At 45.4% G+C, this 26403-nt stretch carries 20 protein-coding genes and 1 rRNA gene; 9 read left to right on the top strand and 12 right to left on the bottom strand.

Translation table 11 applies throughout. The features are described from left to right. From BLS14_RS15205 to gyrA, 3 genes are all read right to left on the bottom strand, one after another. Nucleotides 1-188: ribosomal RNA gene (locus BLS14_RS15205) — 16S ribosomal RNA — on the bottom strand; the annotation flags it as partial. Between the two features lie 444 nt (nucleotides 189-632). Beyond that, the gene (locus tag BLS14_RS15200; protein WP_063567398.1) at nucleotides 633-1751 is read right to left on the bottom strand and encodes an HD-GYP domain-containing protein; all 1119 of its coding nucleotides are present in this window, start codon (nucleotides 1749-1751) and stop codon (nucleotides 633-635) included. A gap of 217 nt (nucleotides 1752-1968) precedes the next feature. Beyond that, complete coding sequence (gene gyrA / locus BLS14_RS15195) at nucleotides 1969-4524, bottom strand: DNA gyrase subunit A (protein WP_072733934.1); 2556 nt, start codon at nucleotides 4522-4524, stop codon at nucleotides 1969-1971. Nucleotides 4525-4950: 426 nt separating this feature from the next. Here gyrA and BLS14_RS15190 point away from each other — a divergent pair, with 426 nt between their 5' ends. Beyond that, nucleotides 4951-5877 (top strand): YheC/YheD family protein, encoded by a 927-nt coding sequence (locus tag BLS14_RS15190; protein WP_063567396.1) that lies wholly within the window; start codon nucleotides 4951-4953, stop codon nucleotides 5875-5877. Nucleotides 5878-5965: 88 nt separating this feature from the next. On the opposite strand, the gene gyrB is transcribed toward BLS14_RS15190, so the two are convergent. From gyrB to BLS14_RS15145, 9 genes are all read right to left on the bottom strand, one after another. Continuing rightward, nucleotides 5966-7876 (bottom strand): DNA topoisomerase (ATP-hydrolyzing) subunit B, encoded by a 1911-nt coding sequence (gene gyrB / locus BLS14_RS15185; protein WP_090952636.1) that lies wholly within the window; start codon nucleotides 7874-7876, stop codon nucleotides 5966-5968. A gap of 146 nt (nucleotides 7877-8022) precedes the next feature. After that, nucleotides 8023-8271 carry an extracellular matrix regulator RemB gene (gene remB / locus BLS14_RS15180; protein WP_017691405.1) on the bottom strand — a complete coding sequence of 83 codons (249 nt, stop codon included), beginning with the start codon at nucleotides 8269-8271 and terminating at the stop codon, nucleotides 8023-8025. 13 nt (nucleotides 8272-8284) lie between these two features. After that, a complete protein-coding gene (gene recF, locus BLS14_RS15175; RefSeq protein WP_063567394.1) occupies nucleotides 8285-9397 on the bottom strand; it encodes a DNA replication/repair protein RecF in 1113 nt (370 codons plus the stop codon). Between the two features lie 57 nt (nucleotides 9398-9454). Continuing rightward, nucleotides 9455-9670, bottom strand: a complete 216-nt coding sequence (gene yaaA / locus BLS14_RS15170) for a S4 domain-containing protein YaaA (RefSeq protein ID WP_024629511.1) — start codon at nucleotides 9668-9670, stop codon at nucleotides 9455-9457. A 16-nt stretch (nucleotides 9671-9686) separates the two neighbouring features. Continuing rightward, on the bottom strand, nucleotides 9687-10829 hold the full coding sequence (gene dnaN, locus BLS14_RS15165) for a DNA polymerase III subunit beta (protein WP_063567393.1): 1143 nt from the start codon (nucleotides 10827-10829) through the stop codon (nucleotides 9687-9689). 221 nt (nucleotides 10830-11050) lie between these two features. After that, nucleotides 11051-12397, bottom strand: a complete 1347-nt coding sequence (gene dnaA, locus BLS14_RS15160; RefSeq protein WP_024629513.1) for a chromosomal replication initiator protein DnaA — start codon at nucleotides 12395-12397, stop codon at nucleotides 11051-11053. A gap of 767 nt (nucleotides 12398-13164) precedes the next feature. After that, on the bottom strand, nucleotides 13165-14700 hold the full coding sequence (gene gntK, locus BLS14_RS15155) for a gluconokinase (RefSeq protein ID WP_090952689.1): 1536 nt from the start codon (nucleotides 14698-14700) through the stop codon (nucleotides 13165-13167). Nucleotides 14701-14799: 99 nt separating this feature from the next. Next, nucleotides 14800-16161, bottom strand: a complete 1362-nt coding sequence (locus tag BLS14_RS15150; RefSeq protein ID WP_090952635.1) for a GntP family permease — start codon at nucleotides 16159-16161, stop codon at nucleotides 14800-14802. 247 nt (nucleotides 16162-16408) lie between these two features. Then, a complete protein-coding gene (locus tag BLS14_RS15145) occupies nucleotides 16409-17083 on the bottom strand; it encodes a GntR family transcriptional regulator (RefSeq protein WP_063567390.1) in 675 nt (224 codons plus the stop codon). A gap of 782 nt (nucleotides 17084-17865) precedes the next feature. On the opposite strand from BLS14_RS15145, the gene rpmH reads away from it, so the two are divergent. The 8 genes from rpmH to noc all read left to right on the top strand — a co-directional run bounded on the left by rpmH (nucleotide 17866) and on the right by noc (nucleotide 26265). Beyond that, on the top strand, nucleotides 17866-18000 hold the full coding sequence (gene rpmH / locus BLS14_RS15140) for a 50S ribosomal protein L34 (RefSeq protein ID WP_024629517.1): 135 nt from the start codon (nucleotides 17866-17868) through the stop codon (nucleotides 17998-18000). A gap of 316 nt (nucleotides 18001-18316) precedes the next feature. Then, a complete protein-coding gene (rnpA, locus tag BLS14_RS15135; protein ID WP_024629518.1) occupies nucleotides 18317-18667 on the top strand; it encodes a ribonuclease P protein component in 351 nt (116 codons plus the stop codon). Between the two features lie 74 nt (nucleotides 18668-18741). Next, nucleotides 18742-19623: a YidC/Oxa1 family membrane protein insertase gene (locus tag BLS14_RS15130; RefSeq protein WP_090952633.1), complete on the top strand. Its 882-nt coding sequence runs from the start codon at nucleotides 18742-18744 to the stop codon at nucleotides 19621-19623. Then, nucleotides 19620-20321: an RNA-binding cell elongation regulator Jag/EloR gene (jag, locus tag BLS14_RS15125; protein WP_063567388.1), complete on the top strand. Its 702-nt coding sequence runs from the start codon at nucleotides 19620-19622 to the stop codon at nucleotides 20319-20321. Before BLS14_RS15130 ends, jag begins: the two co-directional genes overlap by 4 nt. A gap of 221 nt (nucleotides 20322-20542) precedes the next feature. After that, a complete protein-coding gene (gene mnmE, locus BLS14_RS15120) occupies nucleotides 20543-21919 on the top strand; it encodes a tRNA uridine-5-carboxymethylaminomethyl(34) synthesis GTPase MnmE (protein ID WP_063567387.1) in 1377 nt (458 codons plus the stop codon). Between the two features lie 224 nt (nucleotides 21920-22143). Then, the gene (gene mnmG, locus BLS14_RS15115; protein ID WP_090952631.1) at nucleotides 22144-24033 is read left to right on the top strand and encodes a tRNA uridine-5-carboxymethylaminomethyl(34) synthesis enzyme MnmG; all 1890 of its coding nucleotides are present in this window, start codon (nucleotides 22144-22146) and stop codon (nucleotides 24031-24033) included. Then, the gene (rsmG, locus tag BLS14_RS15110) at nucleotides 24033-24755 is read left to right on the top strand and encodes a 16S rRNA (guanine(527)-N(7))-methyltransferase RsmG (protein WP_063567385.1); all 723 of its coding nucleotides are present in this window, start codon (nucleotides 24033-24035) and stop codon (nucleotides 24753-24755) included. Before mnmG ends, rsmG begins: the two co-directional genes overlap by 1 nt. Nucleotides 24756-25446: 691 nt before the next feature. After that, nucleotides 25447-26265 carry a nucleoid occlusion protein gene (gene noc, locus BLS14_RS15105; RefSeq protein WP_064641439.1) on the top strand — a complete coding sequence of 273 codons (819 nt, stop codon included), beginning with the start codon at nucleotides 25447-25449 and terminating at the stop codon, nucleotides 26263-26265. Nucleotides 26266-26403: the final 138 nt, after the last annotated feature.

The raw sequence follows: 26403 nt of genomic DNA, 5'->3' as shown, positions 1-26403 counted from the left end.
AACAACTATTCGGTATTAGCTACCGTTTCCGGTAGTTGTCCCAAACTTGAGGGCAGGTTGCCTACGTGTTACTCACCCGTCCGCCGCTAACCATCAGAGAAGCAAGCTTCTCTTTAAGTCCGCTCGACTTGCATGTATTAGGCATGCCGCCAGCGTTCGTCCTGAGCCAGGATCAAACTCTCCAATAAAGTATTGAAAAGAGCGATAAGCTCATTTTGAAACTGACGAGATTAAAAATCTCATTTATTTTGCTTTGAAATCATACAGTCCGAAGACGTGTACCGATTTCTCAGCGTCGATCTTGCAAGCAAGATCGTTACTCACTCGTTGTTCAGTTTTCAAAGATCAAACTTGTTTCATTGCCGCGTGTTGTTCACCTCAGCAACTTTTATATCTTATCACATCCGAACCAACTTTGCAAGCTCTTTTTTTTAAGTTTCTTTCGAAGCTTATTTCATTTGCTTGCCGCACCGTGTTTCTTGTGTTTTCTTGGCCGGAATTAGAATATACCATGTACAGATTCGGAACGCAAGCTTTATTTTCAATAAAGTTATCTTTTACTTTAAGTTCTATAAAAAAGAGCCTCTCCATATTGGAAAGGCCCTGTTCTTCTATATGAATTGAAGATTGAACTAGCCAATGACTTCCTGAATATGTAGCTGCCTTTGCTGCATCAGATTGATGATTGTTCCTTCTACCGATACCATCGGCCGTGTAGGATGATCCCGATCAGAGAATATGATCTCACCAATTTGATTATTGCTAAGCTTCACTCGGATACCGTTATGGATCTGTGTGGAACGCTGAACGAATACATTTACGATGGCAGGATCCAATTTGCCAAAAGCCTCGCTCTGAATTTGTTCAAGTACCAGGTACGGTGACTGTGCCTTACGATAGATCTTCTCCAGAGTCATGGCGTGGAAGATATCAGCGATAGCTACAATCTTGGCATAGATATGAATCTGCGTGCCGCTGAGCTGCAGCGGGTAACCCGACCCATCCACTTTTTCATGATGCTGCAATGCTGCAAGTCTAGCTCCCTCATTGATGGCCTTCGCCTGTTTCAGTACCTGATAGCCATATTTCGTATGCTGTCGGATCTCTGCCTGCTCTGACGCAGTTAACGTAGAGGGTTTATGGAGGATCTGTGGGTCCACTTTGTTATTACCAATATCATGGAACAATCCTGCAAAAGCTACCTGCATCCAGTCTTTGGATGGAAGATCCATCCACTGGGCCAACTGATAAGATGTAATGGCACTCAAGACGGCATGATGATACACATAATCATGTTCTTGCATCACTCGTGGACTGAAGGTAAGCACATTATACTGTTTAAGATGAACAAACAATGCTTCCAGCTGTGTACGCAACTCATATACAGGTAATTCAGCCGCCAGGGAGGATAGAAAAGCATTTTTGGTCAGTCCTACCATCTTTTCATACTCTTCATGCAGAGACGGTAAGACAGGTGCTGAGACTGCGCTGCTGCCTTTCCCTGCCCGCTCTCCGTTCTTTTCATTAGCTACATGGACTGAAGAGGCCGACGAAGCCTTAGAACCTGAAGTGCTTGTCCCTGTTCTTTCTTGCTCGATGTCCACTTGATGAATCATAAAGGCTCTGAGTACTTCCACATCTTTGGGCAGAATGACTTTGCCCTTCTGAAACAGAACATTGCCACGAAGCGTTTGCACGTCATTTCCCAGTTTAAGTCCTGGTTTGACTTCAGACAGGGTGATTAATCCCATGTTCATTCCCCTCACTCATCGTTCTTCTATAATGATATCAAGACCATAGTCCCGGTTTTTCACGTTAATTCCCATTATATTACTCAAAAATCAGGCTGTACATCCCAGATTTCGAGAAGAATGGTCCTGGAGCTGTGAAAATAACAAAGGGCCCCCATATGGGAGCCCTCCAATTTCATTGCAATCATGAAATGATTTTCGTTATAGAAAATTGATTCTATGCTTCAGAACCTGAATCATCGCCCTCAACTTCAGCATCGGAAACCGCGTCCTCATCAAGAGTTGACTCTAAACCTTCAGAATCAGCAGCTTCTGCACCTTCAATCAATTCTTCGTCATCTGGTTCTTCCTCATTCTTGTCAATTCGGCTGACTGTAGCTACGGCATCTTCATCGCGAATATGAATCAGCTTCACGCCTTGCGTGTATCGACCCATAGTGGATATGCCTTCCATACTCATCCGAATTAACGTACCGCTGGAAGTGATGATCATCAGATCTTCTTCTGTCTTAACCATTTTCAGGCTGACTACCGCACCGTTCTTATCTGTGACGTTAATGGTTTTAATCCCTTTACCGCCACGAGTCTGCATCCGATAATCGCTGACAGGCGTACGTTTACCGTAACCTTTGGCTGTAACAATCAGAACATCCAGTTCCTGGTCAACAACGTCCATACCGATTACGACATCCTGCTCATCCAGTGTAATCCCTTTAACCCCGGTTGCACTCCGTCCCATGGAACGAACATTTCCTTCCGAGAATCGGATGGACATCCCGTGAGCTGTACCCATAATGATCTCTTGAAGTCCGTCTGTCAGCTTAACATCAATAAGGGCATCATCATCACGCAGGGAGATCCCGATCAGACCGCCTTTACGAATATTGGTGTAATCCTCAAGTGGTGTCTTCTTCACAACCCCTTGACGGGTAGCAAAGAACAGATACTTGTCACTTTCGAATTCCTGAACTGGAATCACGGCATTAACCGATTCACCCTGCTCGATCTGAATCAGATTGATAATCGGCGTTCCCCGTGCTGTACGTCCAAGCTCTGGAATCTCATAAGCTTTGAGACGGTACACTTTACCTTTGTCGGTAAAGAACATGAGGTAATTGTGAGAGTTGGTCACAAACAGATGCTCAACAAAGTCGGTATCTTTGGTGTCCATTCCCACAACCCCACGTCCGCCACGCTTCTGACTGCGGTATGTGGATACCGGCAGACGTTTCACATAGCCTGTATGGGTAATAGTGATGATAACCTCTTCACGCGGAATCAGATCCTCGTCCAGAATGCTCTCTTCACCTACAGTGATTTCGGTACGACGATCATCGCTGAAGCGATCACGGATTTCTTGCAGCTCCGTGCTGATAATTTCGAGCACCAGGTGCTCGTTGGCCAAAATTTCACGATATTCCTTAATTTTGACCATCAGTTCGTTATACTCATTTTCGATGCGCTCACGTTCCAGACCTGTCAGGCGTTGCAGACGCATATCGAGGATAGCTTGAGCCTGATCATGACTGAGTGAGAAACGCTCGATCAGACCTTCTCTGGCTGCATCTGTATTGCTGGATGAACGGATCAACGCAATAATTTCGTCGATATGATCCAGCGCGATACGCAAGCCTTCCAGAATGTGCGCGCGTGCTTCCGCTTTTTTCAGTTCGAATTGTGTACGTCTACGTATAACCTCAATCTGATGCTGCAAGTAGTGATACAAAACTTCACGCAGATTCAGAATCTTAGGTTCTTTATTTACAATCGCGAGCATGTTAATCCCAAAGGTGGACTGCATCGCTGTATGCTTGTACAGGTTGTTCAGCACTACACCCGGGTTCACGTCTCTGCGAAGCTCAATCACAATCCGCATACCGTTACGGTCAGACTCATCACGGAGATCCGTAATACCATCAATCTTTTTATCACGTACCAACTCAGCAATTTTCTCAACGAGTCTTGCCTTGTTCACCTGATAAGGAAGTTCCGTAACAATAATCCGTGCTTTGTTGTTGTTTTCTTCGATGTTGGTTTTGGCCCGCATCGTTACTGAACCACGTCCGGTTTGATACGCCTGGCGAATTCCGGAACGTCCCAAAATATAACCGGAAGTTGGGAAGTCTGGCCCTTGAATATAATCCATCAATTCCATGGAAGTGATATCCGGATTTTTGATCATGGCCTGTACGCCGTCGATTACCTCTCCCAGGTTATGAGGAGGAATGTTGGTCGCCATACCTACCGCAATCCCGCCGACACCATTGACAAGCAAGTTAGGGAAACGAGCTGGCAGAACGACAGGTTCACTTTCTTCACCGTCATAGTTCGGCTGGAAGTCAATCGTATCCTTGTTGATGTCTCTGAGCATTTCCATAGCAATCTTGGACAACCGGGCTTCCGTATAACGCATGGCTGCTGCCATATCGCCATCCACCGATCCAAAGTTACCATGTCCATCTACGTGCATGTAGCGCAGGGAGAAGTCCTGTGCCATCCGTACCATCGTTTCATATACGGCAGAGTCACCGTGTGGGTGATACTTACCGATAACTTCGCCGACGATTCTGGCTGATTTTTTATGTGGTTTATCGGGTGTCATGCCTAGCTCGGACATTGCGTACAGAATACGCCGGTGAACCGGCTTCAATCCGTCACGCACGTCAGGTAAGGCACGGCTCACAATAATGCTCATCGCATAATCCATAAACGATTCACGCATCTCGACGCCAATATCCCGATCTTTAACCTGCGAGTTCATTTCTTCCGCCATGCTGGACCTCCTTCTTGTCCTTCAACAAACATTCCATTCAATCATTCAAAAATTAATTATATGTGAAGAGCCTAACAAGGCTAAAACCGCACAAGGACGCTACTCTTTATTATATTACTTTCACAAAAGGTAAACAATTAAACGTCCGCTGGGCAATAGCCTTTCTTCCGGGAACTTTAGAGAGTCTGGGGGTTCGCCCTGCCTTCCTCCCCATTTGCACATACAATGCTAGAAAAAGCGGCAATTGTACTGTGTATATTCAGGCTTAGACCGTTCCCGTTCTACGATCAAACTACATCTGTGCAACAAAACCGCACAAAACGCCATATTTCTCTATTATACCACTGAAATCATCTCTTGTCCTTTGATTTCTCCGCGTCTGCCACTCTTATAAACCCCATTAAAACACGAAAGGACTGATGGCTCTTGGGCATCCAGCGTGTCTCCAGCAAATGGACCAAGACAGCTGTGTTACAACGCAGCCGTAATGTGAATGGATATATACCGGTAACACGACAATATAATCGCCAGACCCTGGAACGGATGACTGAATTATTCGAGTCAAACTATATCAAACCGGATCGGGGAACCTACGGCAATGGCGTCATGCGGGTAAAAACCATCCGTATGAATCCACACCCGATTACCGATGCAAACACATCAGAAATCTCTGCTGATCCACTCTTCCCTTCCACAGCTGAAGTCGGTGCCGAGATCTCTGCTGAAGTCCCCCTGACAACGTATGAACTTCGATATGGGACGGAGGAGAAACACTTCCATTCCCTCGATGAGCTGGATCTGGCGCTCACTGAACGTATCCAGAAGCGCGACTACATCATTCAGCAAGGCATTCCGCTGATGAAACATGATGGGTTGCCTTTTGACCTGCGGGTACTGACGCAGAAAAATCTACAACGCAATTGGGAAACGACAGGTATCCTGGGGAGAGTTGCTGCACCGGGCAAGATCATTACCAACATTCATGGCGGCGGACGATTGGCCACCTTTAATGAGTTGGTACGCCCTCATTTTGACCAGGAGCGGTTCCAGCAACTACGCAGTGAGCTATATCGTTTAGGCATTCATACAGCGGTACAGCTACAGAAGTCATTTCCAAGACTCAAAGAGATTGGTATCGATATCGCTCTGGACGAAGATGGACGGCCATGGATTATTGAAGTCAACACATTGCCGGGTATCTATGCTTTTGGCCTATTGCCTGATAAGGAAACGTACCGAAAGATCAAGCGTTATGCGAGAGCGTACGGCAGATTACCCTCCAAAAAAGGGAAAACATCTCGTACCTCTCCCAAAGCCCAGGCCTCCTCTACCAAAAGCCGCACACATCGGTAGCAGGCACTCCAGAGTCCAACCTAAAATCTCTATGCTATAATCCCACAATGTAAAAGAGGCGCCCTCGCAGGCGCCTCTTCGAATATGGTTAGATGTCGAGGTTTTTCACGTATTTTGCATTTTCCTGAATAAAGTCACGACGAGGTTCAACATTATCCCCCATCAGGGTGTCGAACATGGCATCGGCCAGCATTGCATCGCCGATCGATACTTGAAGCATGGTCCGGCTCTCAGGGTCCATAGTCGTTTCCCATAATTGTCCGGCATTCATCTCACCGAGACCCTTATAACGCTGGACATTGAATTTCGCATTTTCGCCGAGAGTTGCGATAATTTCATCGCGTTCCTTCTCGGAACCAGCATAACGAATCACTTTATTGCGCTCAATCTTGAACAATGGCGGTTGGGCAATGTATACATAACCAGCCTCAATGATTTTGCGCATATAGCGATAAAGGAATGTCAGAAGCAATGTCCGAATGTGAGCGCCATCGACGTCGGCATCCGTCATCAAAATGATTTTGTGATAACGTGCTTTGGCAATATCGAAGTCATCGCCAATTCCTGTACCCATTGCGGTAATGATCGCTCTGATCTCCGCATTACCCAAAATCCGGTCAAGACGTGCTTTTTCCACGTTCAGAATCTTACCACGCAGTGGCAAAATCGCTTGGAAATGACGATCTCGTCCTTGCTTCGCTGATCCACCGGCGGAGTCACCTTCGACGATGTACAATTCGCTGATTGAAGCATCCTTGGATGAACAGTCGGCCAATTTACCTGGCAAAGAGCTGACTTCGAGTGCACCTTTACGACGCGTCAGTTCACGTGCTTTACGAGCTGCTTCACGTGCACGGGCAGCTTGCAGTCCTTTTTCCAAAATGCGACGGGATACGGAAGGATTCTCTTCCAGGAACTCCTGCAGCTTCTCAGCAAACAGGGATTCGACAATTCCGCGCACTTCACTGTTACCCAGCTTCGTCTTAGTCTGTCCCTCAAATTGCGGTTCAGGGATCTTGACCGAGATGATCGCTGTCAGACCTTCACGTACATCATCCCCGGACAGATTACCTGTGCTGTCTTTGATTACACCCGCTTTACGCGCATAATCATTGATAATCCGGGTAAGGGCACTCTTGAATCCGGATTCGTGCGTTCCGCCCTCATGTGTGTTGATGTTGTTGGCAAACGAGTAAATATTCTCGGTGTAGCTGTCATTGTATTGCAATGCAACTTCAACCTGAATGTTGTCTCTTGATCCTTCTACATAAATCGGGTTTTCATGCAGTGCTTCACGCTTCTGGTTCAGGAAGGAGACATACTCGATAATACCGCCCTCATACAGGAAAGAGTTGGTTAAACCTGTACGTTCATCGGTTAAAGTCATACCAATTCCCTTGTTCAGGAACGCGAGCTCACGAATACGAGTCAGCAAAGTTTCATAGTCATAAACTCTTGTTTCCGTGAAAATCTCCGGATCCGGATGGAACGTAACCGTTGTTCCCGTTTCCTCCGTTGTACCGATCGTTTTCAGATCATACTGCGGAACACCCCGACGGTATTCCTGTTGATACACATGGCCGTCAACCTTAACTGTAACAACAACTTTCTCTGATAGAGCATTGACGACAGATACACCTACACCATGAAGACCACCGGATACTTTGTACCCGCCACCGCCAAATTTACCGCCTGCATGCAGAACAGTCATTACAACCTCAAGTGCAGGACGTTTCATTTTGGCATGTTCGCCGACAGGAATCCCCCGCCCGTTATCGACTACAGTGACGCTGTTATCTTCATGAATAGTAACTTCGATATGATCACAATAACCTGCGAGTGCTTCGTCAATACTATTGTCCACTACTTCCCAAACGAGATGATGCAGACCTTTGGCACTGGTGGAACCAATATACATCCCCGGTCGTTTACGTACGGCTTCCAGCCCTTCAAGTACCTGAATTTCATCTGCACCATATGACGGTTGATTCATAGACATGCCTTTCACCTACTTCTATAGATTCAATATCGTAAATATGCGTTAACTAAGAATGCATGCTGAAATGAACATATTCCCTTAATTCCAGTAAGCAATCTAAATAAAGACAAGCAGCAAAAGGTACAATAACTCGTACCGCCCATAGGCTAGAGATCAGGAAAAATGTGAGCTCGCTTCTTGAGCGTAGCTGAGGAAATAGGCGAGTAGTACACAATGTTTTTGGTCACGACAATGGACTTGGCTTCCTCTTCACCAATATGCTCCACTGTTTTTTCCTGCTCGGCATGCGTGACATACTGCTTGGAAATTTTTGAGGATTTTTCAATCGATATATCAAAAATAGCGACCAATTCGGAAGATCGGATAATCTTCTCACCGCCCAGATGAATGTACATAAGCCCTCACTCCTTAGCGTTCAACCTGTCCGGCATGAACGTGATAAATACTGGCATCTTTGAGCTTGTCAACGTTTAAGCTCTCGATTCCGGTAGCCGTAATAAAGGTTTGCACCTTGCTCTGGAACGTTTCGATCAGCTGCGTCTGACGAAAAGGATCCAGTTCAGACAGTACATCGTCCAGCAGCAGGACCGGATATTCTCCGATTTCTTCATGAATCAGTTCAATTTCCGCAAGTTTAAGGGACAACGCCGTTGTGCGCTGCTGCCCCTGCGAGCCATACGTTTGTACTTCCCGATCGTTAATGAAAAAGGACAGGTCATCCCGATGCGGCCCACTAAGCGTTGTGCCTCGGCGAATCTCCTGCTCTTTCATTTGTGATAATTTTATCATAAATTGGTCCATTAAGACAGCTTCATCTTCCTCAGCGGCTTCGCTGAAGGAAGGAAGATAGGCCAGACGCAGGACTTCTCCGCCTCCGGTGATGCCCTGATGAATTGTTTCAGCCCACTTTTGCAGTTTCTTTATGAATTGTTTCCTTTTTTTGACGATTTTAACACCATGCTCCACCAGTTGTTCATTCCACACCTCAAGCATGGTCTGGGCTGAAGCGCTCTGCCCCCATAATTGCTTGAGCAAATTGTTACGCTGGACGAGCACTTTTTGATATTGCTGCAGATGATACAGGTAGCCTGGAGCCACCTGTCCAATCTCCATGTCAAGAAACCGGCGGCGGACCCCCGGTGTGCCTTTGACAATCTCAAGATCTTCCGGTGCAAACATCACCACATTAAGCGCTCCGACAAAATCACTCAGCTTTCGCTGTTCCAGTCCGTTGATCTTTGCTTTTTTGCCTTGTTGCGACAAAGATAGCTCGAGCTTGACCGATCCGTACTTTTTGTCGACCTCTGCTGCAAGCCTGGCACGTTCTTCACCGAAACGAATCAGTTCCTTGTCGCGGGATGTACGGTGGCTCTTAGTGAGTGCAAGCACAAAAATGGCTTCTGCAAGATTGGTCTTGCCTTGGGCATTTTGCCCGATCAAAAGATTCACAGGACCAAAAGAATCTAGTCTCAGATGTTCATAATTGCGGAATTGCTGCAGATCTATGCTGTTTACAAACACGCGGTATCCTCCCTTTTATCCCGTCCGTCAGGAGGCAGCAGGATCTAACTGGTCTTCTTATTGTGCGACAACTTCGAACGAACCTTCTCCATCCACCTCAACGATATCCCCAGGGTATAACTTGCGTCCCCGGCGTTCCTCAGGCTCTTTATTCACACGTACAAGCCCATCCTGAAGCAATGCTTTGGCCATACCTCCGGTTGGGATGCAGTCGGCCAGTTTCAAAAATTGATCAAGCTTAATATATTCCGTACGAATCGCTACTTGGTTCACTATGATCTTCCTCTCGTTAGTTGGTCGTCCGGTAAGGCAATATGACGTACAAGCTGTGACTGTCGTCCAGCGGTTTCAGGATGATAGGGCTCATGACACCAGTGAAAGCGATCATCAGCTGCTCACTCTCCACCACTTTCAGCACATCCAGCATATATTTGGAGTTGAACGAGATTTTCAGTGGTTCGCCGTTAAAGTCGGCAGGTTCGATCTCTTCTCTTACTTTTCCCAGCTCGGAAGAGCTTGAAGAAATTTCGATTGATCCGGATTCCATCGTTTGCATCCGCACAATGTTTGTTTTTTCTTCACGCGACAACAAATAAGCCCGGTCGATAGATTCACTTAATTTTTTTGTATCCAAAACGAGTTCTGTTTTGTACGAAGTCGGAATAATTCTAGAAGTATCCGGATAAGTTCCGTCCAAAATGCGCGAATAGAACAGAACACGGTCGATTTTGAACAAAACCTGGTTGTCAGCGACAACGATATCCACAAGTGTATTTTGATCGGGCACGATTTTGCTGAGTTCGTTCAGCGTTTTACCCGAGATCACCACATTGTTGAATCTCACACCTTCTGCATTATCCAGCATTGCTGAACGAGTAGCAAGACGGTGACGGTCAGTTGCCACAAATTTCAGTTCATTGTCACCCAAACTCCAGAGTACACCTGTCAAAATCGGCGTAGTTTCATGTGTGGAAATGGAGAATACGGTTTGTTTAATCATATTTTTGAGCAAATCTCCTGGAATGGAGACGGTTTGGTTCTCTTCGATGCTTGGCAATACTGGGAATTCTTCTGGATCAAGACCAACCAGTTGAATTTCGGTAGCTCCTGCGGAGATAAAGGTGTTGAAGTTCTCTTTTACCTCCATGTGCACTTCTTGGGAAGGCAGCTTTTTGATGATCTCGACAAAAAACTTGGCTGGCAGTACAACACTACCAGGTTGTTCCACCTGAACAACACTTTTATCACCATCTTCAAGCGGGATGAAGGATTGAATTGAAATATCGGTGTCGCTTGCTGTCAACGTCACACCTTGATGATTAACGTCGAATTTGATACCGCTCAGAATTGGGATCGTCGTACGGCTTGAGATGGCTTTGGATACTTGCTGGATGGATTCGTTCAAGTAGCTTTTCATTATGCTGATTTTCATGGTTTCACTCCTAGCGGGTTTTTTGGGTGTAGAGGTGTTGAAATGTGTTTTTCAAAAGGCCGAAGGCTGAGCTTCGAAATCGCTTATTTGGAGATGATATCTTTTAGATCTTTATAGTAATAATAGTAATAGGGGCACTGAATATGTGGATAAGTGGGTATAAACCCATAAGCCCAAGCCTATCCACATGTGTATACGTTGTGCACAGGCTTGGGACTTATTCAGGTTGGATTCTTAATTTTTTCGGTTAAGTTGTTGATAACTTTATAGAGATCCTGATCGACTTTAATCGCCTGGGAGATCTTTTCGTGCGCATGGATGACGGTGGTATGATCTCGCCCTCCAAATGCTTCACCGATTTTGGGCAGAGAAAAGTCTGTAAGTTCACGAGAGAGATACATAGCAATCTGTCTTGGGAACGCAACGGCCTTGGTCCGTTTCCGTGCTTTGAAATCTTCAAGCTTAAGGCTGTAATACTCGCCGACCTTTTGTTGGATGTCGTGAATAGTGATCATTTTCGGACGACTGGAAGGAATAATATCCTTCAGTGCTTCAGCTGCTAGATGAGTGGTTACATCTTGATTAGTCAGCGAAGAATAGGCAACAACCCGAATCAGGGCCCCTTCCAGTTCACGAATATTGGTATCAATCTGGTTGGCGATGTACATCATCGCCTCATTCGGAATATCGAGGTTTTCCGCACGAGCTTTTTTACGCAAAATAGCAATCCGTGTCTCCAGATCAGGAGGCTGGATATCCGTAATTAACCCCCATTCAAAACGGGAACGAAGCCGTTCTTCTAGGGTCGGAATTTCCTTCGGCGGTCTGTCGCTGGAGATGATGATCTGTTTCCGTTCCTCATGCAGCGCATTAAACGTATGGAAAAATTCCTCTTGCGTCGATTCTTTTCCAGCCAAGAACTGAATATCATCAATGAGCAGAATATCGACACTACGGTATTTGTTACGGAAGCTCTCCCCGCGGTTGTCACGGATCGAGTTAATGAATTCGTTCGTGAATTTCTCAGATGACAAATAAACAACTTTGCTGCCCGGATCATGCTCCAGGACGTAATGTCCGATCGCATGCATCAAGTGAGTTTTGCCGAGACCTACCCCTCCATAAAGAAACAGAGGATTGTATGCTTTGGCGGGCGCTTCAGCGACCGCCAGCGATGCGGCGTGGGCAAAACGGTTGCCCGGCCCAATGACAAATGTATCGAATGTATATTTCGGATTGAGCATGCTGAGTACCGCTTCTTCCTGAACAACTGTAGGCGTTGGCGCTGGCAGTTGAGGGTCCGGTTCAGCAGGCTTGTTCTCCTCGATGACAAATTTCACATCGACCTGTTTGCCAAGCAGCTCATATACCGTCGATCCGACCAGTTTGGTGTAACGGCTCTCCAGCCATTCGACGGCAAACGTGGTTGGTGCGGATATGACGATCGAACGATCATTCAGCTTGGTAGCTTTGGTTGCTTTGAACCAAGTGTCAAAGCTGGGTTTGCTGAGCTTGTTTTGTATGATTGATAAAATTTGCTGCCATAAATCAGAAGTATGGCTGTCCACAGACTGTCACTCCTTTTACATGTTCCAAGTGTGGCTTAAGCCATGATGCAGTGTCGAAATACGAGATATATTGTTGAATTTATCCCCAAACCCCCGCAGGTCGAAAACAAAAAAAGAATGAACAACGGAAAATTGTTCACAACTTTATCCACAGGCTGTTGATAATATTATGGGTCAGATCACATATTCACATCCAAAAGTAATACAATCATAGCAAAAGAAGCCCGGCATTTCAATGTATCACGTGATTTTATCCACAAATTCAATAACTTGTGTATAATTTTTAATCACAACACAATATATTGTTTATAAATTGTTTAACTTTCGACAAGATGACCCAAAAACCCAAATTATTTTATACACAGGTTATTCGTCAAATGATGCTGAATTGTGTGTAAAAGTATTCTCTGTTTGTGAATAACCTCTCTGTGGATAACCGTAAAGTGAAAATGACCATTTTGGGGATTTTCAGGAGAGTGACTCTTCATGCCCGTTTTCCTTTTTCGAAGAGAGGAATTGAGGAAACGACAAAATCAAAGGCAGAGGAGATCAAGAAGAGGGCCTGCTGAACGGAAGGAGCGTTTACTGATTTGTATGAACTGAACGTAGAATTTATTCCTAAGGATGGATATGCGCGCAAACCTTGGAGATGGATGTGACTTCATTGCAGCAGATTTGTTTTATGCCAAAAAGAGGTTGTTCTTTAAGACCAGAATGGTGGTCAAAGAGAACAACCTCTTTTTGGTTGGTGGTTATAAAGGGATGATTTACTCGTTATGAGCAGAAAATTTACGTTGGAATTCCGCGATATCTGCATATTCTTCTTCCAATTTTCGCGAAATGCGAATAAAGATGGGGAGCAGCTCCTGGTAGATCGATGCATGTTCTTTGATAGGGGTATGTTTGTGCGTTGTACCTACCATAGATGAAACAGCATGAAGCGACTGAATTCGCCCTGTAGCATAAAGACCGAGCACGACGGCCCCCAGACAGGAACTTTCGAAGCTCTCGGGCACAATGACTTCCTGGTTGAATATATCGGACATCATCTGACGCCAGAGCGGCGAACGAGCGAAACCACCCGTTGCCTGAATGGATGTAGGTTGTCCGATCTGTTCTTCCATGGCCAGCAGTACTGTATATAGATTGAAAATAACCCCTTCCAAAACGGAACGGATCATATGCTCTTTCTGGTGGTGAAGGGTCAAACCAAAGAAGGAACCTCGGGCGTCCGGATTCCATAAAGGCGCACGTTCCCCTGAAAGGTACGGATGGAATAGAAGCCCTTCCGAACCGGGGCTGACGCGTTCAGCAATCTTGGTGAGTACATCATAGGAATTGATGCCGAGCCGTTTGGCTGTTTCCACTTCGGAGGCAGCGAATTCGTCCCGTACCCAGCGGAAAAGCATGCCACCGTTATTCACAGGTCCACCGATCACCCAAAGATTCTCGGTGAGCGCATAACAGAACGTTCTACCTTTTGGATCGGTAACAGGACGGTCAACGACGGTGCGAATCGCGCCGCTGGTGCCGATCGTTGCTGCAACAACGCCAGGCTCAATGGCGTTCACACCGAGATTGGACAATACCCCGTCACTTGCACCGATGACGAAGGGAGTAGAGGGGGAGAGAGCCATTTTTTCAGCCCATGTACGATCCATTCCCTCTATAGTATGTGTGGTCGGTACGAGCTGCGATAGATGGTCAGGTGTAATGCCTGCAACCTCAAGTGCTTCGGCATCCCAATCCAGTTGTTCCAGATTGAGCAGACCGGTACAGGATGCGATGGAGTGATCCACGATATATTGACCGAACAGACGGAAGAACAAATATTCTTTGATAGAGATAAATTTGGCGGTACGTTGAAAAAGTTCAGGTTCATCATGGCGCAGCCACATTAATTTGGTCAGTGGCGACATGGGGTGGATCGGTGTACCTGTTCGCAAATAGATACGATGCCCGATTCCGTTCTCTTGCAGTTTGGCGGCCCAGGCGGCGCTCCGGTTGTCAGCCCAAGTGATGCAGCGAGTGAGGGGCATACCATCTTGTCCCATCGCAATAACACTGTGCATGGCAGAGCTGCAGGACACGAACATAATTTGTTCCGCAGCTACGCCACTTTGCTCCATCACGCCGCGTACGGAGCGAAGGGCAGCTTGAACAATTTGTTCTGGATCCTGCTCAGCGACATCCGGAGCTGGGGTGTATAAGGGATATTCCTGAGTCGACGTGCTTACAACTTCACCCTGTTCCGTAAAGAGTACGGATTTGGTACTGGTTGTACCGATATCCATACCAATCATATAGTTGTTCACTTTACATAAACCTTCTTTCTTTTGAACCCATAAAATTAAAGCTCTAATGGTGTGGATTTATTTTCTTCTTCTATATAGGTAGTCAATTTATACGACTGTACTCAGCAGCAAAATAAAGATCAGTCCAACAACAGATAATAGTGTTTCCATAACGGTCCACGTCTTCAGCGTCTGAGAGACACTCATATTGAAGAATTCTTTGATCATCCAGAAGCCTGCGTCGTTCACATGAGAAAGTACAAGTGAACCTGCACCGGTAGCGAGTACGACCAGCTCTATATTGGCACCAGGCGTTAGTGCAAGGACCGGAGCTACAATACCAGCTGCTGTCGTCATTGCCACAGTTGCTGAACCGGTAGCAACCCGAATGAGTGCGGCTACAAGCCAGGCGAACAGGATCACATTAATATTGGCATGTGTGGCGACCTCAGCAATGGCATTACCTACGCCACTATTGATCAACACCTGTTTGAACGCACCGCCACCGCCAATGATGAGAATGATGGTCGCCGTAGGCGCCAGACATTCACTGGTGAAGCGGGAGATGTCATGTTTGTTGAACCCGCGTGAGAATCCGAGTGAAAAGAGGGCGAACACAACGGAGATCAGCAGGGCTATAATCTCATGGCCGATAAATTCACAGAATACGGTAAATCCGCTTGTGGCGTCAGGATCTACGATATTGGCGATAGAGCCAATGAGCATCAAAATGACCGGCAGCAAAATGGTAAACAAGGTTATGCCGAAACCGGGCAAGTTGTTACTTTTTTTCGTAGCGAATTGTTCAGCCAGCTCTGCAGGTGGTTCGGTATGTATTCTTTTACCGATAAATTTACCAAACAGAGGTCCAGCGATAATAGCAGTCGGAATACCTATAATAAGGGAGTACAAGATCGTCTTACCCAAATCGGCGCTGTACGCTTCGATGGCAATCATGGGAGCCGGGTGAGGTGGAACCAGACCATGTACAGTAGAGAGACCTGCCAAAATCGGAATACCGATCTGCAGCAGCGACATATTGGTTTTACGTGCAACGGTGAAAATGATCGGAATCAGTAGAATAACGCCGACTTCGAAGAAAACTGGAATACCGACAATAAATCCAACAATCATCATCGCCCAGTGCACACGTTTCACACCGAAACGATCTACCAGTGTGGTAGCAATACGCTCGGCTCCGCCCGATTCAGCCATCATCTTACCAAGCATGGTACCAAGGCCGATGACGATGGCAATCGTTCCGAGTGTGCCGCCAAGTCCTCCCGTAATGGAAGTAATTACGTCCGCGGGTTTCATGCCTGTAAGTAATCCAAGCATTAATGCAGATATTAAAAGGGTAATGAAAGGATTCCATTTATATTTGGAGATCAACACGATCAGGAATACAATCGCAATCAATGTCCAGACCAATAACGTTGCATTATGGGATAGCCCAAAAAGAGTGCTCATGAGGTATGCTCCTTTTTTTCTGATATATAACGCTTACAACTGATCCATGACCAGGTGGAGGGAAGACACTTTACAATTCATGTAGCGCGGGCGGCTTAATCCCTCTTAATATGCCCCAAAAAATTGAAACAAATCGCATTTTGTATACTTGTCGACAAGTTGGGGGGCAATCATTCACAACGGATATGATTGCGAACCCCTGCACAGATATTCCATGAAGTGATGAATAAAATTCCATTACATGTCATTAGGAATCAAAGCTTTCGTGCAGCGTCTTGCCTGAATCCTGAAAATACGTGCGAACTCCAGATTGAATGCGTGTTTTATCACCCGATTCAAGTGCCTCAATCAGCAAGCGGTGTTTACCTATTACAGCGCTTACTTTCTGCTCGCCCTGAATAAAAACCCTGCGGGTGGTGAGCAGCATAACCGTCATGACAACATAACGAATGCTTTTCCATAGATGTAAAATACGCGAATGCTGGGCGGCTTCGATAATAGTCTCGTGAAAGGTAAGATCCTGATAAGCAAATTCAACAGCATCTTGGTGACGTCCAGCCAAGTCCATTTTGTCTATCACATTACTTAACTGGGTAATCAATTGTTCTGGTACATCCCCTGCAAGTCGCTGCTGCACAAAACTTTCAATCAGGAAACGCACGTCATATAATTCCTCGACATCTTTAATTTTCAATCCAATGACAACCACGCCCATACGCTCCAACCGAATGAGCCCTTCATTCGACAGTGTTCTTAACGCTTCACGTACAGGTGATCGACTGCTGTCAAAATCAGCGGCAATCCGATTTTCTGACAAAATTTCGCCAGGACGAAGGGTTCCGCTAATGATCCGTAGTCTTAATTCGCAGGCAATGGCTTCCCCGCGGGAAGCTCCCTGAAGCCAGGATGAAGGAAACAGCATAATGGCTAACGCTCCTATTATAAGTAATCAGTTCAATACTGATCATAGCACAACTATTTTGCTGATTGAGCGTTTTACACCAATCCTTATAACGAGAATAAATGGCTGTATGCTCTGTGCGTATGCTGAATTTAGGAACGTCATATTGCTTCAAATGGATTTTTCAAAGAGCTAGAGGAATAATTATCTTCCTTATAAATGAGTTTGGATCGGTACTGTGCTTCCCATAAGTATACTTGTATACAAGATGTGTTTTTTTTATCCTACAACTTTCTCGAAAACTTGTAAACCATAGAATAAAGCGGATACATTAAATTTAAAGTATGTCATTTTAAAAGCCAAAAAATATTGGTTATCTAATGGATTGCTGCTCCACTGAAGTTCTTCAGAAACGTAGGAATATTAACCAAAAGCAGAGCCAATGAAACAGTCTGTCATCGATAAATATTCCTTATCCACATGTGAATAACTTGAAATGGTAATTAAAAAAGAATTAAGGGGTTTGAGGGGTGTGGATAACCGTAAAAACTGATTTTTGATGAATGAATCGGAACTGGGGATAACTTTTTGAGCTTCTAAGTGATGCTTTAAAAAGGTAGTAAACAGGAGTACGAATCCATGGCCGTTTAGGTAGGGGGGAATAGGCATTAAAAAGGAGAAAGGAGGCAAGAGGCTCGCAGTTGACTTTTCCAGGTGTTCATGGTTAAATATATAAAGGTGTTTTCTGTGAAGATGAAAGTGATTCATCACATAAGTATTTCCTTGTGAGGAGGTGCAATACATTGAGACCTACATTCAAACCGAACGTTAGCAAACGTAAAAAAGTTCATGGTTTCCGGAAAAGAATGAGCACGAGCAACGGACGTAAAGTTCTGGCTGCACGTCGCCTTAAAGGCCGTAAAGTCCTGAGTGCTTAAATGCATGTGAAGACCACCGAGGTGGTCTTTTTTTTCTTAAATAGGTCATTTCAGACTGGATGCTGGTAAAGGTCAGGTCTGAATTGGCTGCGCAAAAGCATAAGTACACATTTATGTTCAATGAATGAGATGTCCGTTTTTTCGAAAACGTTCCTTATATAAGGATGAATGTTTGCTCAGTTGAAATGACTGATCAACAATCATCCCAAATGAAGTTGCCGCCAAGACGGTTTATCGTTATTCAAGAAAGCCTATACTAAATCAGTAATGAGGCCTTCGTCAATAATGTTGGTGGAAAACAGCAAGGAGAAGCGCCGTGTATAAAAGACTGCGTTTACGAAACCGGGCGGACTTTAGCCGCGTATACCGGTATGGGAAATCGTTTGCCAATCATCAGTTTGTGGTGTATGGCTGTCGTCGTAAAGATACAGAACAATTCCGAGTAGGTGTATCCTGCAGCAAGAAAATCGGAAACGCTGTCGTACGCAACCGGATGAGACGCATGATTAAGGAAATTGTACGTCATCATGAGAAAGAGATTGTCACGCAGATGGATCTGATCTTTATCGTCAGAAAAGGTGCATTGGACATGTCCTATAAGGATATGGAAAAAAGCCTGCTGCATGCGATGCGCAAGGGCTCTCTTTTGAAGTCGGGCAAGCGGTAAGCTTCGGTTTATTTGTCCTCCTAATTATGGTATGATTTACGGTGGAATGGAATGGTTAAGAGAGGGGTTATGAAGTGTCGCGATTGAAGACATCAAAGGGGAAGTGGATTCTCCTCATTGCAGTCATTGCAATGGTCACTGTACTCGCCGGATGTACTCCACAAGGAGCCGGGGTTACTACGGAAGATCTAAAAAACGGATCATTCTGGCAAAGCAATGTTATTTATTGGTTCTCACTGGCGCTCGACACATTTGCCAACTGGTTTAACGGTGAATATGGACTGGCCGTCCTTGTGATGGTGTTAATTGTACGGACGTTAATCTTGCCGCTGACAATGAAGCAGGTTCGCAGCTCCAAGGCGATGCAAGCTATTCAGCCGCAGTTGAAAGAAATTCAAGCCAAGTATAAAGATACACCTGAGAAAGTTCAGCAAGAAACAATGAAGTTGTTTCAGGAGAACAAAGTTAATCCGATGGCGGGTTGCCTACCACTTCTGATTCAGATGCCGATTTACATCGCACTTTATAACTCAATTTACGGAAACTCGAGTCTGAGAACACATGATTTCTTGTGGCTTCAACTCGGAGCGCCGGATCACCTGTTTATTTTGCCAGTGCTGGCTGCCATCACTACATTCGTTCAAACGTGGATGATGATGCGCATGAACCCTGCACAACAGGTTGGACCGATGCAATTCATGCTGTGGGTGTACCCGATATTGATCTTCGTTATGTCGTATCAGTTCCCGGCTGCATTGCCACTGTACTGGTTCTACAGTAACATCTACACGATCGTGCAAAACTATTTCCTTTACCGGAATAATGATAAAGTCGTGGCTGAGGTCAACGTGAAGCAGAACAGCTCTTCCAAAAATGGAAATGGAGCTAAACGCAAAAACGGTGCCAAGGCAACTGTCTCTGGAAAAGGTTCGAAAGGGGCCAAAAAATCGAAATGACCAAAGTCATTGCGTCAGGAAAAACCGTTGAAGATGCTGTAAACCAAGGATTGGCTGAGCTTGGCGTGAGCCGGGACAAGGTCGAGATACAAGTGTTAGAGCAGCCGTCAAAAGGATTCCTGGGTTTGATCGGGGTTAAGGCCGCTAAAGTGGAAGTGAAACTTCTGCCTGTGCCTGAACCTGTTTTACAACCGATCAAGCCGGCCGCACATATACCTCAGGTTGAAGCAACACTTGAGGGTGTGGCTGCTAAAAATCCCTATGAGGAAGCGGCTGCTTTCTTAAAAGAAGTGGCAGCAGGTATGGGACTGGATGTTGAAGTGCATATCAAAAAACAGCGTGATGGACATATCTTCAATATTGCCGGTGAAGACCTGGGCATGATTATTGGCAGACGTGGACAGACGCTGGATGCCCTTCAATATTTGACGAACATTGTAGCAAATCGTTATTCGGAAAGCTTCGTTCGCATCGTACTCGATGCAGAGAATTTCCGTCAACGTCGACGCAAGACGCTGGAGGATCTGGCTGAACGTTTGGCTGGACAGGCCATTCGCACTGGCAAGGAAGTTGTGCTGGAGCCAATGCCGCCACTCGAACGCAAAGTCATTCATGCGAAATTGCAAAATCACTCGCAGATTAAGACATACAGCAAGGGCGAGGAGCCCAATCGGCGCGTAGTCATTACGACGAAATAACACGAAATTGAAGACGCAATGGCTTCCTGCCCGGTGCAGAAGCCATTGCTTTTTTCGTACAGAAGTACTTTTCCAAAACGGAAGAGCGATTTCATTAAGAGCCATATCAAGATATGAATGATGCGAAAAGAAGCGTTTTGCAACTGAACAACTGAATTATATATTGAAATTAATATAGCGTCCTGAGGGGCGCAATTTTAAAATAGCAAGGAGAGATAACGATGATTAGTGATACGATTACAGCGATATCAACAGCGGTCGGAGAAGCGGGTATCGCTGTAATCCGGGTGAGCGGCCCGGATGCGGTGTCGGAGACGGAGAAGATTTTTCGCAGCAAAACCCCACTAACACAGGCAGCATCCCACACGGTTCATTACGGTCATATTATAGATCCGGGGACTGGTGAGAAGATCGAGGAAGTATTGGTTACGGTGATGCGTGCGCCACGTTCTTTTACAACAGAGGATGTCGTGGAGATTAGCGCTCATGGCGGAGTGGTTTCGGTTAAGCGTGTAATGGATCTGTTGTTGCAGCTCGATATTCGTCTCGCTGAACCTGGCGAGTTCACAAAGCGTGCTTTTCTCAATGGACGGATTGATCTATCACAGGCGGAAGGGGTCATGGATCTCATTCGTTCCAAATCCGATCGGGCGTTCTCCGTTGCACTCAAGCAAGTAGAGGGCAAATTGTCGTCCAAGCTGCGCGAACTAAGATACACGCTGGTGGAGACACTTGCTCACATCGAAGTAAATATCGATTATCCTGAGCATGATGTAGAGTCACTAACCTCTGAATTTATTAAAGAAAAATCCAGTCAGGTGATGACTGAAATCGATAAATTGCTGGTAACAGCAGAGCAAGGAAAGATACTGCGTGAAGGAATCACAACAGCTATCGTAGGCCGGCCAAACGTAGGGAAATCTTCATTGCTCAATACGTTGGCCCAGGACAACCGGGCAATTGTAACGGACATACCAGGTACAACGCGTGACGTCATTGAGGAGTTTGTTACGATTAACAATATACCGCTCAAGCTGCTCGATACGGCAGGTATTCGGGAAACGATGGATGTCGTGGAAAGAATCGGGGTGGAGCGTTCTCGCTCTGCTGTGAATGAGGCGGATCTGTTATTGATGGTTATCAATGCTGCCGAGCCACTACATCAGGACGAGATTGAATTATTGGAACAAATCCGCGGTAGACAATCAATTATTATTATGAATAAAATGGACTTAGCGCCGCAGGCGGACCGCGAAGTACTGCTTCGTTATATCCCTGAGGAACGGCTTGTTCCGATGTCGGTGAAAGATGATCTGGGCGTGGACCGATTGGAAGATGCCATCTCGACGTTGTTCTTCAGTGGCAAGCTGGAGTCGGCCGACCTGACCTATGTCAGCAATGTGCGTCATATTGCTTTGCTCAAAAAAGCGAAGCAGTCGCTCATTGATGCCTATGAAGCAGCAGAGCAGCTGATTCCTATTGATATGATCCAGATTGATGTTCGTCTGGCATGGGAGCAACTGGGTGAGATCGTGGGCGATACAGCGCATGATGCGTTGATTGATCAAATTTTCTCTCAATTCTGCCTCGGAAAATAACACCTGACAAACATACCGGCTCTGAAAAGTAGTATGATAATAAAGTCCATCTGTGGGTGGTCAAAGAATCCGCGAATATGTCTGAAGTACCTATAGACTTGATGGCTTAATATAGATCGAAATGCATTCCGTAGAGTGCGGAGCGTATTTCATCATGATTTTTACAGAAAATAGATCGTTTGCATGAATTTAGGCGTGCAGCGGCAAAAAGGAGGTAAACTGGAATGGCTTTTGATGGCGGCAGTTATGATGTAATCGTCGTTGGGGCAGGACATGCTGGTGTGGAATCGGCACTGGCTGCAGCCCGTATGGGTTCGAAAACACTGATGATTACCATCAATCTGGATATGGTGGCCTTCATGCCTTGTAACCCATCTATTGGGGGACCGGCAAAAGGACATGTGGTACGTGAGATTGATGCACTTGGTGGTGAGATGGGACGGAACATCGATAAGACCTTTATTCAGATGCGAATGCTCAACACTGGTAAAGGACCTGCTGTGCATGCGCTTCGTGCTCAGGCCGATAAGTTCTCTTATCAGCATACGATGAAAGAAACGATGGAGAATGAACGCAACCTGACGATGCGTCAAGGTATGGTTGATCGCCTGATCGTTGAAGACGGACAGTGTGTAGGTGTGGTTACTCAGACTGGTACAGAGTACCGGGCCAAAGCTGTTGTTTTGACAACAGGTACGTATCTGCGCGGTAAAGTAATTATGGGTGAGTTGATGTACGAGAGTGGCCCGAATAATCAACAGCCTTCCCTTAAGTTATCCGAACATCTGCGTGAGCTTGGTTTTGACCTGGTTCGTTTTAAAACAGGTACACCACCGCGTGTGCATAAGGATACGATTGATTTTAGCAAAACGGAAATTCAGCCAGGTGATGATAAACCGAAGTTCTTTTCTTATGAAACGGAATCTTCCGATAATGAGCAGCTGCCTTGCTGGTTGACGTATACGTCTGTGGAAACACACCAGATTATTAACGATAATCTCCACCGTGCACCTATGTTCTCAGGCGTTATTGAAGGTACCGGACCGCGTTATTGCCCATCGATCGAGGATAAAATTGTGCGTTTCAGCGACAAGCCGAAGCATCAGATTTTCCTGGAGCCAGAAGGCAAAAACACATCGGAATACTATGTACAAGGTCTATCTACCAGTCTGCCAGAAGATGTTCAATTGGCGGTCCTTCGCTCAATTCCGGGCATGGAAAAAGTAGAAATGATGCGTAACGGCTACGCTATTGAATATGATGCGATGGTGCCTACACAGCTGTGGCCTTCACTTGAAACGAAACGTCTGCCAGGTCTGTTCACAGCAGGGCAGATTAATGGTACCTCCGGGTATGAAGAAGCGGCAGGACAAGGCGTAATGGCCGGTATCAACGCTGCACGTAAAGTACAGGATAAAGAGCCTGTCGTACTGGATCGCTCCCAAGGGTACATTGGTGTACTGATTGATGATCTCGTAACAAAAGGTACGAATGAACCTTATCGTCTGCTGACTTCCCGTGCAGAATACCGTTTGTTGCTTCGTCATGATAATGCCGATATGCGTTTGACGGAAATTGGCCACGATATTGGGTTGATTCCTGATGAGCGTTACGCTAAATTCCTGGACAAAAAGGCAAAAGTTGAGCAGGAAGTGGCTCGTCTGAAGGTAGCTAAAGTTCGTCCTGTCGAAGTAAATTCGAAGCTGGAAGAGATCGGTTCCACACCGATTCAGGATGGCAGCACACTTCTTACATTGATGCGCCGCCCAGAGATCGGGTATGACTGGATTGAGCAGATCTCACCTTCTGAGGTGGAACTGACTGCTGATATGAAAGAGCAAGTTGAAATTCAAATTAAATATGCGGGTTATATTGAGAAACAATTGATCCACGTGGAACGTTTGCAAAAAATGGAGAAGAAAAAAATTCCGGACACGATTATATATGACGAAATTCATGGCCTTGCTATGGAAGCAAAGCAGAAGCTCGCTAAGATTCGTCCAATCTCGATAGGACAGGCGTCCCGTATTGCCGGGGTTACTCCTGCGGATATCTCCATTCTGCTGGTTTACCTGGAGCATTATAACCGTGTAACCGCAGCAAGGGGACAATAATGGACGATATTCAACAGCAGCTACAACGGCGCCTGAAGAAACATGGACTGGAGCTAGATGAACGCCAGTTGGAGCAATTCGAGTTGTATTTTCAGGAGCTGGTAGCTTGGAATGAAAAGATGAATTTAACCGGGATCACCGAACGTGAACAAGTATATACAAAGCATTTCTATGATTCGGTATCGCTGGCGTTTTATACAGATATGTCTAAGGTAAACAAACTCGCAGATATTGGTTCAGGGGCAGGTTTCCCAGGACTACCTCTTAAAATTTGTTTCCCGCATATTAAGCTGACGATCATTGACTCGCTAAATAAACGTATTGGCTTTCTGCAGCATCTTGTAGATACGCTCGGCTTGACCGATGTAGAATTGATTCATGGTCGTGCGGAGGAACTTGGACGCAAAGAAGGATATCGTGATAGCTATGACCTTGTTACTGCGCGTGCAGTTGCTAAGCTAGCAGTGCTTAACGAATTCTGTCTGCCATTTGTTCGCAAAAGTGGATTATTCGCTGCAATGAAGGGTGGAGACCCGCGCGAAGAAATGAAGGAAGCTGAATTCAGCTTTAATCAGCTGAAAGGACGGGTAAAAGCAGTTCATCCGTTCCAGCTACCGGTTGAAGAGTCGGCACGTCATATCATTCTGATTCAGAAGTTTGATAAGACACCTTTTAAATATCCACGTAAACCAGGGACACCATTAAAAACACCTTTGGTATAGTTCTTGGCGCAACATCGTATGTATTAAAAAGGTAAGATGATCATTCTTCGTTTATTTAATGAAGAACTTTGAATAAGAGTAAAGAGGATGTTTCACGTGAAACATCCTCTTTTTGTTTTTTTGATTTTTATCTAGGTATAGATAGCATCCGCATTCCGATTACATAGAGCAGAGATAAATGAAATCGATAATATTTATTTAGGCATAGAAGTTTTCTTGATGAATAACTATTGTTCTTGTTCAAGCTAAGGGAGATACGTAAGAAAGAGGTTTTCCTGCCACCGAGTTATTCTTTTGAAAAACCATTTTCACATGGTATCAAATGAGTACATAATGTAGCTACTATGAGCAGGTCCTGTCTACATAGATTCTCTATATCTTATTGTGTACAAGCAGTCATATAGCTAATGTTCATGAAGAAAAAGCAGGAAAATTAGGAGAGTTTAAAGAATAGGTAAACATAGGATTATGGAAGAAAAGATGATAGAATAGAAGTATCCGGTCCTGGATTACAGAGATCATAGATTATATGTATAGATAGATTTTTTGAGCATTAATGTATAGGTTACAGAAAGCGTCATGGAAGGCAAAACTTATTCGAAGAACGACAGCATTTGAACAGGTCGCATATTGAATAAGAAGCACCTGCACCTTGCGGGAGCTATTACGAAACTAGGTGGTAATATACGGAATGAAAGAACAATTTTCGAAGTTGTTTGGTTTGGCGGAGCGCAATAACGGAGATGAGATTAAACAAATTCCGGTCAATGAAATTGTGAGTAGCCCATATCAACCCCGTACTATTTTTGATGATGATAAAATTGATGAGTTGTTGCAGACGATCAAGACACATGGAGTTATACAACCGATTGTCGTCCGCGTACGAAATGGATCATATGAGATTATCGCCGGGGAACGTCGCTGGCGTGCAGTTCGAAAACTTGGTTTGGATCATATCCCGGCCATTGTACGTGAATTCAACGACTCTCAGGCAGCGTCCATCGCATTGATCGAGAACTTGCAGCGTGAGGGACTCACTTCCATTGAAGAGGCTGTTGCTTATCAGAAATTGATTGACCTGCACCAACTTACACAGGAAAGTCTTGCGCAGCGATTAGGCAAAAGCCAGTCGACGATCGCCAACAAAATCCGGTTGCTACAGCTTCCAGATGGCATTAAGACAGCGCTGATGGAACGTAAGATTTCGGAGCGTCATGCCAGAGCTTTGCTTTCATTGGATACGGAAGAGTTGCAAATGAAATTGCTCGGCGAAATTATTGATAAAGAGTTGAATGTAAAACAAACGGAAGCGCGGGTTGCCTTTTACAAGGAATCCTCGAAGATCAAAAAATCCAAACGTGTCTCATTCACCAAGGACGTTAGACTTGCACTTAATACGATTCGTCAATCCATTGATATGGTATCGGGCTCCGGTCTAGACATCAAAACCAAGGAAGCGGACCATGAGGACCATTACGAGATCGTTATCCATATCCCGAAACGCAAATAATTGAAGCTTAAGGCGGCAATGGGCCGCTTTTTCTGTCTATAAAGTTGAGAGTGGCATGAACAGCGTAGAATAGCACCATGAAGAAACGGTAGTTGATGTTTGTGTGGATAATAGCCACCTGCTTTTTGTTAACTGTAG

Origin of the sequence: Paenibacillus sp. OK060 (assembly GCF_900101205.1) — a bacterium.
Classification (GTDB): domain Bacteria; phylum Bacillota; class Bacilli; order Paenibacillales; family Paenibacillaceae; genus Paenibacillus; species Paenibacillus marchantiae.
The sequence above is the reverse complement of the archived record's forward strand: the minus strand, read 5'-3'. Positions and strand labels throughout refer to the sequence as shown.

Bases quoted from the DNA above. Each gene is read 5' to 3' on its own strand.
- BLS14_RS15200 (WP_063567398.1), bottom strand. From the start codon at position 1,751: ATGGGATTAATCACCCTGTCTGAAGTCAAACCAGGACTTAAACTGGGA.
- gyrA (WP_072733934.1), bottom strand. From the start codon at position 4,524: ATGGCGGAAGAAATGAACTCGCAGGTTAAAGATCGGGATATTGGCGTC.
- gyrB (WP_090952636.1), bottom strand. From the start codon at position 7,876: ATGTCTATGAATCAACCGTCATATGGTGCAGATGAAATTCAGGTACTT.
- remB (WP_017691405.1), bottom strand. From the start codon at position 8,271: ATGTACATTCATCTGGGCGGTGAGAAGATTATCCGATCTTCCGAATTG.
- dnaN (WP_063567393.1), bottom strand. From the start codon at position 10,829: ATGAAAATCAGCATAATGAAAAGCTACTTGAACGAATCCATCCAGCAA.
- gntK (WP_090952689.1), bottom strand. From the start codon at position 14,700: ATGATTGGTATGGATATCGGTACAACCAGTACCAAATCCGTACTCTTT.
- BLS14_RS15150 (WP_090952635.1), bottom strand. From the start codon at position 16,161: ATGAGCACTCTTTTTGGGCTATCCCATAATGCAACGTTATTGGTCTGG.
- BLS14_RS15145 (WP_063567390.1), bottom strand. From the start codon at position 17,083: ATGCTGTTTCCTTCATCCTGGCTTCAGGGAGCTTCCCGCGGGGAAGCC.
- jag (WP_063567388.1), top strand. From the start codon at position 19,620: ATGACCAAAGTCATTGCGTCAGGAAAAACCGTTGAAGATGCTGTAAAC.
- mnmE (WP_063567387.1), top strand. From the start codon at position 20,543: ATGATTAGTGATACGATTACAGCGATATCAACAGCGGTCGGAGAAGCG.
- mnmG (WP_090952631.1), top strand. From the start codon at position 22,144: ATGGCTTTTGATGGCGGCAGTTATGATGTAATCGTCGTTGGGGCAGGA.
- rsmG (WP_063567385.1), top strand. From the start codon at position 24,033: ATGGACGATATTCAACAGCAGCTACAACGGCGCCTGAAGAAACATGGA.
- noc (WP_064641439.1), top strand. From the start codon at position 25,447: ATGAAAGAACAATTTTCGAAGTTGTTTGGTTTGGCGGAGCGCAATAAC.